Origin of the sequence: Saccharopolyspora sp. NPDC002686 (genome assembly GCF_040295745.1) — a bacterium.
Taxonomy (GTDB): domain Bacteria; phylum Actinomycetota; class Actinomycetes; order Mycobacteriales; family Pseudonocardiaceae; genus Saccharopolyspora; species Saccharopolyspora oryzae.
In genome coordinates, this window is sequence record NZ_JBEOVY010000299.1 from 1 (window position 1) to 9,822 (window position 9,822).

At 71.1% G+C, this 9,822-nt stretch carries 11 protein-coding genes; 2 read left to right on the forward strand and 9 right to left on the reverse strand.

Features of this window, described 5'->3' with window-relative positions; genetic code table 11:
* Positions 1–226: 226 nt before the first annotated feature.
* Positions 227–910, forward strand: coding sequence for a GntR family transcriptional regulator (locus ABTZ89_RS29765; RefSeq protein ID WP_502949616.1), 684 nt, complete (start codon positions 227–229; stop codon positions 908–910).
* Between the two features lie 64 nt (positions 911–974).
* On the opposite strand, the gene ABTZ89_RS29770 is transcribed toward ABTZ89_RS29765, so the two are convergent.
* The 8 genes from ABTZ89_RS29770 to ABTZ89_RS29805 form a co-directional block, all read right to left on the reverse strand.
* Positions 975–1,370 (reverse strand): PH domain-containing protein, encoded by a 396-nt coding sequence (locus ABTZ89_RS29770; protein WP_270950151.1) that lies wholly within the window; start codon positions 1,368–1,370, stop codon positions 975–977.
* 32 nt (positions 1,371–1,402) lie between these two features.
* A complete protein-coding gene (ribH, locus tag ABTZ89_RS29775; RefSeq protein WP_270950150.1) occupies positions 1,403–1,900 on the reverse strand; it encodes a 6,7-dimethyl-8-ribityllumazine synthase in 498 nt (165 codons plus the stop codon).
* The gene (locus tag ABTZ89_RS29780) at positions 1,897–3,189 is read right to left on the reverse strand and encodes a bifunctional 3,4-dihydroxy-2-butanone-4-phosphate synthase/GTP cyclohydrolase II (protein WP_270950149.1); all 1,293 of its coding nucleotides are present in this window, start codon (positions 3,187–3,189) and stop codon (positions 1,897–1,899) included. The genes ribH and ABTZ89_RS29780 overlap by 4 nt, the downstream gene beginning before the upstream one ends.
* The gene (locus tag ABTZ89_RS29785) at positions 3,189–3,836 is read right to left on the reverse strand and encodes a riboflavin synthase (protein WP_270950148.1); all 648 of its coding nucleotides are present in this window, start codon (positions 3,834–3,836) and stop codon (positions 3,189–3,191) included. Before ABTZ89_RS29785 ends, ABTZ89_RS29780 begins: the two co-directional genes overlap by 1 nt.
* 30 nt (positions 3,837–3,866) lie before the next feature.
* The gene (gene ribD / locus ABTZ89_RS29790; protein WP_351050872.1) at positions 3,867–4,889 is read right to left on the reverse strand and encodes a bifunctional diaminohydroxyphosphoribosylaminopyrimidine deaminase/5-amino-6-(5-phosphoribosylamino)uracil reductase RibD; all 1,023 of its coding nucleotides are present in this window, start codon (positions 4,887–4,889) and stop codon (positions 3,867–3,869) included.
* Positions 4,890–4,960: 71 nt separating this feature from the next.
* On the reverse strand, positions 4,961–5,641 hold the full coding sequence (gene rpe / locus ABTZ89_RS29795; protein ID WP_270954639.1) for a ribulose-phosphate 3-epimerase: 681 nt from the start codon (positions 5,639–5,641) through the stop codon (positions 4,961–4,963).
* Between the two features lie 134 nt (positions 5,642–5,775).
* Positions 5,776–7,191: an amino acid permease gene (locus ABTZ89_RS29800; protein ID WP_351050875.1), complete on the reverse strand. Its 1,416-nt coding sequence runs from the start codon at positions 7,189–7,191 to the stop codon at positions 5,776–5,778.
* Between the two features lie 120 nt (positions 7,192–7,311).
* Positions 7,312–7,728, reverse strand: coding sequence for an OsmC family protein (locus ABTZ89_RS29805; protein ID WP_351050878.1), 417 nt, complete (start codon positions 7,726–7,728; stop codon positions 7,312–7,314).
* Between the two features lie 106 nt (positions 7,729–7,834).
* Here ABTZ89_RS29805 and ABTZ89_RS29810 point away from each other — a divergent pair, with 106 nt between their 5' ends.
* Positions 7,835–9,163 carry an APC family permease gene (locus ABTZ89_RS29810; protein ID WP_351050881.1) on the forward strand — a complete coding sequence of 443 codons (1,329 nt, stop codon included), beginning with the start codon at positions 7,835–7,837 and terminating at the stop codon, positions 9,161–9,163.
* Between the two features lie 6 nt (positions 9,164–9,169).
* Here the strand turns inward: ABTZ89_RS29810 and ABTZ89_RS29815 are convergent, their stop codons facing one another.
* Entirely contained in the window at positions 9,170–9,619 is a 450-nt protein-coding gene (locus tag ABTZ89_RS29815) for a nucleoside deaminase (protein ID WP_270954550.1), read from the reverse strand.
* Between the last annotated feature and the right edge of the window lie 203 nt (positions 9,620–9,822).

The following is a 9,822-nucleotide window of genomic DNA, read 5'->3' on the forward strand; positions in this document are numbered from 1 at the left end:
ACCGCGTCGACCGCGTCGTGGCGGCGCTCGGACCGAGCATCGGGCGGATCAAGTGCGCCCAGCGATTGCGCGGTCTGCCGGCCGGCGGTTCCCGCATGGCAGTCGCGGAACCGGACGCCTCGACGGAGGCGATCATCGCGGCGCTGGTCGGCGAGAGCGCAAGCTAACCTGGTAGCCGCCCCGCGCCGGCGAATCACCGGGCGGGGCGGTTCCGACTTGCTGAGGAGTGGTTTTGAGCTTCCCGTCCCTGGTGCAGCAGTCGCTCGGCGACCGGGTCGCGCAGGAGCTGCGGGTCCGCATCATCGGTGGGGAGCTGGCGCGCGGCACCCGGCTCATCGAGGACGTGCTGGCCGAGCAGTTCGACGTCAGCCGCGGCCCGATCCGGGACGCCTTCCGGCAGCTGGAGGCCGAGGGGCTGCTGGAAGCGCGTCGGCGCGGTGTGTTCGTCATCGGTCTCACCGAGGACGACGTCGACGAGCTCTACACGCTGCGGGGATCGCTGGAGGAGTTGGCGCTGTCGCTGGCCATGCGGCGGGCGGCGCCCGGCGACTGGGCGCAGGCCGAGGAGTGCCTGCGGGCCATGGAATCCGCCGCGCAGCGCCGTGACGCCCCCGCGTTCGCCCGCGCCGACCTGGAGTTCCACTCGCAGCTCTACCAGTTGTCCGGGCACCGGCGGCTGCGGTCGGTGTGGGAGCAGTACCGACCGACCTTCGGCGTGATGCTGGACGTGACCAACGCGCAGGACATCGACCTGCACCCGGCCGCCGAGGCCCACGCCGAACTCCTCCGCCTGGCCCGCGCCGGTGGCGAGGACGAAGCCGTGACCAACCTCCGGGGCCACCTGCTCGGCGCCCAGAACCGGCTCCGCTCCGCCCTCCGGGCCACCCAGGAACCGGCTGCCGGGAATTGACGCGAACGGAAACGAGGCCCGCGACCACATCCGGTCGCGGGCCTCGTCGCTGTTCAGGTCCGGGTCAGGCGTCCTGGGCCTGGCGCCGGAGTTCGCGCAGGTCGCGCATCGCCTTGATGGCCTGCTCGCCGTCGGAGGCCTGGATGGCCATGATCGGCACGTACTCGTCCTCCGGGAGCTCCAGGCGGGCCCACGAGGAACCGTCCGGGAAGGTCACCGCCTGCACCACCGGCCACGAGTAGCGGTGGGTGCCGATGATGTTGCGGATCTCCAGCCCTTCGGCGTCGGCGCGCAGCCTCGGCCGCGCCAGCAGCATCACCCCGGCTGCCAGCAGCAGGCCCAGCACACCCATCGAGATCTGGTCGGACACCGAGAAGATCGCCCCGGTGGGGCTGTCCCTCAGCAGCACACCGACCACCGCGAACACGACGACCAGCACCACCGCGATCGGGATCGCCACCCGCCGCACCTTGCGCGGTCGGACCTCCAAGCTCACAGGAACCCCCGCTCGCCGTTCCAGCCCCGCAGCTCCCGCAGCACCAGCGCGGTCTCCAGAGCCGCCGCGGTGGCCTCGAAGCCCTTGTCCTCCACCGAGTCCTCGAACCCGGCCCGCGCCTCGACCTGCTCCACGGTGTCGCAGGTCAGGACGCCGTTGCCGACGGCCGTGGACTCGTCCAGCGCCACCCGGGTCAGGCCCTGGGTGACCGAGTCGCAGACGTACTCGAAGTGCGGGGTGCCGCCGCGGACGACCACGCCGAGCGCCACCACCGCGTCGTGCTGGTGCGCCAGCTGCTGGCAGACCACCGGCAGCTCCACGGAACCGGGCACCCGGACCACCGTCGGCTCGGCGATGCCCGCCTCCTCGGCCGCTGCCAGCGCGCGGGTGAGCATCTGCTCCACGAACCGCTCGTGCCAGCGGATGGCCGCGATGCCCAGCCGGAGCTCACCGGCCTTCGGCACGCTCACCCGCGGCCGCCCCTCGCCACTCATGCCGTCACTCCAGTCTCGCCGTTGATCGAGGCATCCTCGCCGTCGTCGAGATTGTCCAGCACGTGGCCCATGCGGTCGCGCTTGGTCCGCAGGTAGCGGATGTTCTCCGGGTTGGGGCGGATCGGCAGCGGCACCCGGTCCACGATCCGCAGCCCGTAGCCCTCCAGGCCGACCCGCTTGGCCGGGTTGTTGGTGAGCAGCCGCATCGACTTCACGCCCAGGTCGCACAGGATCTGCGCGCCCTGCCCGTAGTCGCGGCTGTCCACCGGCATGCCCAGCTCGACGTTGGCGTCCACGGTGTCGGCGCCGTTGTCCTGCAGCTGGTAGGCCTGCAGCTTGTGGATCAGGCCGATGCCCCGGCCCTCGTGCCCGCGCATGTAGAGCACGACGCCGCGGCCGGCTTCGGCGACCTTCTCCATGGCCGCGTCCAGCTGCGGGCCGCAGTCGCAGCGCAGCGAACCGAGGACGTCACCGGTCAGGCACTCGGAGTGCACCCGCACCAGGATGTCCTCGCCGTCGCCGATCTCGCCGTAGACCAGCGCCAGGTGCTCGATGCCGTCGAGGGTGCTGTCGTAGCCGAAGGTGCGGAAGGTGCCGTGCGCGGTGGGGATCCGGGCTTCGGCGACCCGCACGACCTGCTTCTCGAAGCGCCGCCGGTAGGAGATCAGGTCGGCGATGGTGATCAGCGCCAGGTCGTGCTCCTCGGCGAAGACCTCCAGCTCGTCGCGGCGGGCCATGTCGCCCTCGGACTTCTGGCTGACGATCTCGCACAGCGCACCGGCCGGCCGCAGACCGGCCAGGCGGGAGAGGTCGACCGCGGCTTCGGTGTGGCCGGGGCGGCGCAGCACGCCGCCGTCGCGGGCGCGCAGCGGGACCACGTGGCCGGGGCGGGTGAGGTCCTTGGCCGTGGACTCCTCGCCGGCCAGCACCCGAAGCGTCTTGGCGCGGTCGGAGGCCGAGATGCCGGTGCTCACGCCTTCGGCGGCGTCCACGGTGACGGTGTACGCGGTGCCCTTGCGGTCCTGGTTCCAGTAGTACATCGGCGGCAGGTCGAGGCGGTCGCAGTCCTCGCCGGGCATGCCGACGCAGATGTAGCCGGAGGTGTAGCGGACCATGAACGCCACGAGCTCGGGCGTCGCCTTCTCCGCGGCGAAGATCAGATCGCCTTCGTTCTCGCGGTCCTCGTCATCCACCACCACGACCGGACGTCCGGCCGCGATGTCGGCCAACGCGCGTTCGATGCTGTCGAACTTGTTCGTGCTCACCGTGCCGCCAACCTCGGGGTTCATCACTGCGCCTCCCTGACGCCGCCATTGTCCCCCGAACGGACCTGCGCACCACGGGCCTGGTGGGCCAGCTGCGCCTCGGAGAGCCGTTCGAGGTGCTTGGCCAGCACATCCACCTCGATGTTCACTTCGTCACCCGGCGCCCGCAGGCCGAGCGTGGTCAGCTCCTTGGTGGTGGGGATGAGCGCGACGCTGAACGTCGACTCCCCCGCCTCGACCACGGTCAGCGACACGCCGTCGACGGTGATCGAGCCCTTCTCCACCAGGTAGCGGGACAGCCGCGGCGGCAGGTCGAAGCTGGTGAGCCCGTCGGCAGCGGTACCGCGCAGGACGGCGGTGCCGTCGACGTGGCCCTGCACGATGTGCCCGCCGAGCCGCTCCCCGAGCGCCATGGCGCGCTCCAGGTTCACCCGGTCACCGGCGGCGATGCCCTTGAGCGAGGAACGCCGCAGCGTCTCGGACACCACGTCGACCGTGAACAGCCCGTCCTCGACGGTCACCACGGTCAGGCACACGCCGTTGACCGCGATGGAGTCGCCGTGCTTGGCGTCCGCGGTCACCACGGGACCTCGGACGGTGAGCCGACAGCCGTCGGCCAGCGGTTGGACCGCCTCGATGGTGCCGAGTTCCTCGACGATCCCGGTGAACACTGCTGCCTCCCTGCGCACTGCCGGACCTGCTCAGCGCTCCTGGGGAACAGCGCTGATGCGGACGTCCGGGCCACTCATCGTCGTCTCTTCGATCTGCAACCGCCATGCCTGCGAGATGCTTCCCACTCCGGCATCTCCGAGGGCCGCCGGTCCGGCGCCGAGCAGCGCCGGGGCCACGTAGGCCAGCACCCGGTCCACGCAGCCGGCCCGCAGGAACGCCCCGGCCAGCCGCGGTCCGCCTTCCAGCAGCACGTCGACCACTCCGCGCTGGGCCAACGAGGCGAGCGCGGCCCGGGGATCGCCGCCGGGCAGCTGGATCGTTTCGGCCGCGTCGTCGAGCACCTTCGCAGTCGGCGGGATCTCGCTGTCGCCGATCACGACCCGCAGCGGCTGCCGGTCCAGCAGCGCGCCGTCGGGGGCGCGGGCGGTCAGGTGCGGGTCGTCGGCGCGGACCGTGCCGGTGCCCGCGATGATCGCGTCCATCCGGGCGCGGATCCGGTGCACCTCGGCGCGGGACTCGGCGGAGCTGATCCACTTGCTGGTGCCGTCCGCGGCCGCCGAACGCCCGTCGAGGGTGGCCGCGTACTTCCAGGTCACGTGCGGCCGTCCGGTGCGGGCGAAGTGCAGCCAGGCGCGCAGCGGCCCGGCTTCGACCTCGTCGGCCAGCAGTCCGCTGAGGACGTCGACTCCGGCCGCGCGCAGGGTTTCCGCGCCACCGCTGGCGAGCGGGTTGGGGTCGGAGGCGGCGTGCACGACGCGCGCGACACCGGCTGCGAGCAGCGCATCGGTGCACGGCGGCGTGCGTCCGGTGTGCGAGCAGGGTTCGAGCGTGACGACCGCGGTGCCACCCTCGGCCCGCTCCCCCGCCGCGCGCAGCGCGACGACTTCAGCGTGCGGACCACCCGGCGGCCGGGTCGCGCCGACGCCGACGACCTCGCCGCCGGCACCGAGGATCACGCAGCCGACGGGAGGGTTCGGGCTGGTGGTGCCCCGAACCTGCTCGCTGGCCGCGATCGCGGCTCGCATCGCCTGCTCTTCGCCGCGAACGACCATCGACGTCCTCCCATCGGGCCTCGTGAGCGTTTTGGGTTGCTATAGCGCCCCAAAACGCTCACGAGCCTTGGTCACTGGCGAGCGTGCGCGAAGTTGGGGGCCGCCTTGGCGCGCAGCGCCTCGATCGCCTGGGCCGGGTCGTCGGCGTTGTAGACCGCCGAGCCCGCGACGAAGCAGTCGACGCCCGCCTCGGCCGCCTGCTCGATGGTGTCGGCGTTGATGCCGCCGTCGATCTCCACCAGGAGCTTGAGGTGGCCGGTGTCGACCAGCTCGCGCGCCTTGCGGGCCTTGTCCAGCACGTCGGCCATGAACTTCTGGCCGCCGAAGCCCGGCTCCACCGACATCACCAGCAGGGTGTCGTAGTGCTTGAGCACGTCCAGGTACGGCTCGAGCGGGGTGCCCGGCTTGATCGACAGGCCCGCCTTGGCGCCCGCGGCGCGCAGGTCCTTGGCGATGGCGATCGGGTCCTTGGCGGCTTCGACGTGCACCGTGACGTTGTGGGAGCCGGCCTCGGCGTAGCCGACTGCCCAGCGGTCCGGGTCCTCGATCATCAGGTGGCAGTCGATCGGGATGTCGGTCACCTTCAGGATCGACTCGACCACCGGCAGCCCCAGGGTCAGGTTGGGCACGAAGTGCGCGTCCATCACGTCGACGTGGAGCCAGTCGGCACGCTTGCCGGGCTCGCCGTTCACGGCGGAGATCTCATCGGCGAGGCGGGCGAAGTCTGCGGAGAGGATGGAGGGCGCGATCATCGGCTGGTTCGACACATGCGCGAGTGTAAATCCCGCGCATTCCCCAGCTCAGGTCACCCTCACCACCCGATCGGGCGAGTGGTGAGGGATGGGCGATTTCGCCGGATCGTCCCCGCGGAATCGCCCTCCGACGACTACTGCGCGCTCTCGACCTCGGCCTCGCTCCGAGCCGGTTTGCGGCGGTTGACGACGTAGTAGGCGACGCACAGGACGACGACGAACGGGACGCCGGCCTTCCACGCGGTGTTGAACTGCTCGGTGAACGGCGTGGTCAGCAGGACCGCCGCGACGAACAGCATCGCCAGCACCGTCGTCACCGGAGCGCCCGGCAACCGGACCGGGGAGGGCGGCAGGCCTTCCTTCGTGCGGCGGTGGCGGAACACCAGCTGGCTGGCGAAGATCATCAACCAGGTCACCAGCGCCCCGAACAACGCCAGGCCCAGCAGCATCGCGAACGCGGTGTCCTCGGCGAACACCGCCAGCACCGCGGCCAAGGCCAACCCCGCCGCGGAGAGCACCAAGGACCGGCGCGGCACGCCGCTGCTGCCGACCTTGGCGAACCACTTCGGCGCGTAGCCGTCCATCGCCAGCGAGTGGGTCATCCGCGAGGTGATGTAGAGGTTGGTGTTCATCGCCGACAGCGCCGCGGTGAGCACCACGAAGTTCATGATCCCGGCCGCCGCGGGGATGCCCACCATGCTGAACAGCCGCACGAACGGGCTCTCCGTGACCTCGCCGGAGGACGAGACCTCGTTCCACGGCAGGATCGAGACCACCACGAGCATGCCGAGCACGTAGAACAGCGCCAGCCGCAGCACCATGCCGCGCGCGGCGCGCGGGACGTCCCGACCCGGGTTGCGGGACTCGGCGGCGGTCATCGACACCGCCTCGGTGCCCAGGTAGGAGAACGTGACCACGGTCAGCGCCAGCCAGACGGCGCCGATGCCGTTGGGCAGGAACCCGCCGTGCTCGGTCAGCGCCCCGACACCGGCCGGCTGCTGGCCGGGCAGGCCGAAGAAGATGTAGAACACGCCCAGGCCGATGAACACCACGATGGTGATGACCTTGATCATGGCGAACCAGTACTCGAACTCGCCGAAGAACCGCACGGCCGCGAAGTTCACCGCCAGCATCATCAGCGAGAACACCACCACCGGCATCCACAGCGGCAGCTGCGGGTACCAGAACTGCACGTAGAGCCCGGCCGCGATGACCTCGCTGCCGATGTTGACCACCTGCGCGGCCCAGTAGATCCAGCGGGACACGAACCCGGACAGTCCGCCGAGGTAGCGCTGCACGACCGCGCCGAACCCGCCGGCCTCCGGGTGCACCACGATCATCTCGGCCAGCGCGTAGGCCAGCGCCAGCGCCGCGAACGCGGCCACCGCGTAGGCGATGATCACGGCCGGTCCGGCGATGGAGATCGCCAGCCCCGAGCCGAGGAACAACCCGGTTCCGATCGCACCACCGATGGCGATCATGCCGACCTGGCGGCCGGACAGGTCCCGGCGCAACCCGGACTGCCGTGCCGGTGCGGTCTCCTGTGCCACTGCGCCTCCCACTCGTCGCGCACCGCTCGGTGCGCGACGAGCACCTTACGACGCCCCCACCACCTCCGACTGCCGCGGTTGCGCAGTCGTTGCACAGCCGGGGGGTGGCCGGGCCCGGGGTCAGCTGGGGAGGGTGAGGTCGATCGGAGTGCCTTCCTCCACCGAACGGCTCACGGTGCAGTACTTCGTGATGGCGCGCTCGACGGCTTCGAGCAGCTTGGTGCGGTCGCCGTCGTCCTCGATCGCGCTGAGGTCCACGTCGAAGCCGACCTGGACGCGGGCGAACTTGTGCTTGTCCTCCGGCACCTTGGTGCGGTCGGCGTGCACGGTCACCTCGGCGTCGTCGCCGAGCCGCCGGACCAGCAGGTTCTCGCTGGTCACCGCGGAGCACGCGGCGATCGCGGCGAGCAGCAGCTCGCCGGGGGTGAACGCGTCGGGGGCGTCCTCCCGGCCGATCGCGACCCGCCCGCCGCGCGGGTTGGTCGCGAGGAAGGCGTGCTGGCCGGTCCGGGTCACTTCGACCGGAGTGGAAGACATTCGTACCACCTGACGTTCGTTGGAGTTGCCGGCCCAGCCTCGGCGCTGCGACCGTTCGTGGTCAACCATTTCGGGGACCGCGTTGTTCCGACCTGGGATAGAGGACATGACCACTACCGCGGAAGGCCTGCAGCGCCGGTTGACGCTGCGCGACCTGATCGTCTCCGGGCTGCTGTTCATCGGCCCGCTCGCCCCCGTCGGCGTCTTCGGCGTGCTGGACGCGCGCAGCGGCGGCGCGGTGGCGCTGGTGTACGTCGTGGCGACCGTCGCGATGGGGTTCACCGCGTGGTCCTACGCGCGGATGTCGGCCGCAGTGCCGCTGGCCGGGTCGGTGTTCGCCTACGCCTCCGCCGGGCTGGGGCGCGCGCCGGGCTTCATCGCCGGCTGGATGATCATGCTGGACTACCTGTTCATCCCGAGCGTCGCGTCGCTGTTCGTCGGCATCGCGACCAACTCGCTGGTGCCGCAGATCCCGGTGTGGCTGGCCACCGGCGTGGCGATCGCGGTGGTCACCGCGCTGAACCTGACCGGGGTCAAGGTCGCGGCGATCGTCGGCACGGTGGTGCTGGCGGTGGAGATCGTGCTGCTCGCGGTGTTCGTGGTGGCCGCTCTCGTGGTGCTGGCCGGCGAGGGCCCGGCGCGGCCGTGGCTGTCCCCGCTGACCGGGTTCGGCGAGTTCGCCCCGCTGGCGGTGCTGGGCGCGGTGTCGGTGGCGGTGCTGTCGTTCCTGGGCTTCGACGCGATCGCCTCGTTCGCCGAGGAGAACACCGGCTCGTCGCGCCAGGTCGGCCGGGCGCTGCTGTTCTGCCTGGCGTTGAGCGGCGTGCTGTTCTTCGTGCAGACCTACCTGGCGTCGCTGCTGAACCCGCTGACCCCGCAGGAGTTGGCGGCGGATCCGAGTGCGCAGGACTCGGCGTTCTACGACATGCTCCGGGCCGCGCTGGGCGGCTGGCTGGCGGTGGCGGTCACGTCGGTGAAGGCGATCGCCCCGGCGTTCTCGGCGATGATCGCGCAGGCGGCGGTGAGCCGGCTGCTGTTCGGCATGGCCCGCGACGGCCAGCTGCCCGCTGCGCTGGCCCGGATCGACCGCCGGAGCCACGTCCCGCGCAACGCGACCCTGCTGGCGGCGGTGGTGACGCTGCTGGTGTCGGTGTGGGCGGCCTCGGCGGAGGACGGCCTGGAGGTCCTGTCGTCGATGGTGACGGTCGGCGCGCTGACCGCGTTCGTCCTGCTGCACGCCTCGGTGATCGGCTACTTCGCCGTCCCCGGCCGGGAACGGCGGGTGTCCACTGTGGTCGTCCCGGTGATCGGCGGTCTGATCTCGCTGGTCGTCCTGGTCACGGCCAGCCGACTGGCCCTGGTGGTGGCGGCGGTCTGGCTGGTGATCGGCCTGTTGGTGCACTTCCTCCGCCGCCGGACCGCGGCCCAGGGCTGACCGCCGTCAGCGCGCGTCTTCGCCGATGTCCTCGTACCAGAGCTCGGGGTGTTCGGTGATGAAGTCGGCCATCATCCGGGTGCAGTGCGGGTCGTCGAGGAGCACGACCTCGACGCCGTGCTCGGCGAGCCAGTCGTGCCCCCCGTGGAAGTTCTCGGCCTCGCCGATGACGACCCGGCTGATCCCGAACTGCCGCACCAGCCCGCTGCAGTACCAGCACGGCGACAACGTCGTCACCATCGTCGTCCCGGCGTAGGACCGCTGCCGCCCGGCGTTCCGGAAGGCCGCGGTCTCCCCGTGCACCGAAGGATCGTCGTCCTGCACGCGCCGGTTGTGCCCCTTGCCGAGCACCTCGCCGTCGCGACCGATCAACGCGGCACCGATGGGAATCCCGCCCTCGGCCAACCCGGCCTCGGCCTCCCCCACCGCCACGGCCAACCACCGCTGGAAGTCCACTCCCGACGCACCTCACCTCTCACCCGAGGGACCGCAGTTTCAATTGAAACTGTAAATCCCACCCACGGCGAATCACAGTTTCCATTGAAACTGTGGTCCCACCGGACGCACGTCGTAGGCGCTCAGCACAGGCTCGACGTGGAGTACACGGCCACGGCCTCGGCGACCTCCCGCCGCGGCAACACCACGGTGCACCAGAACAC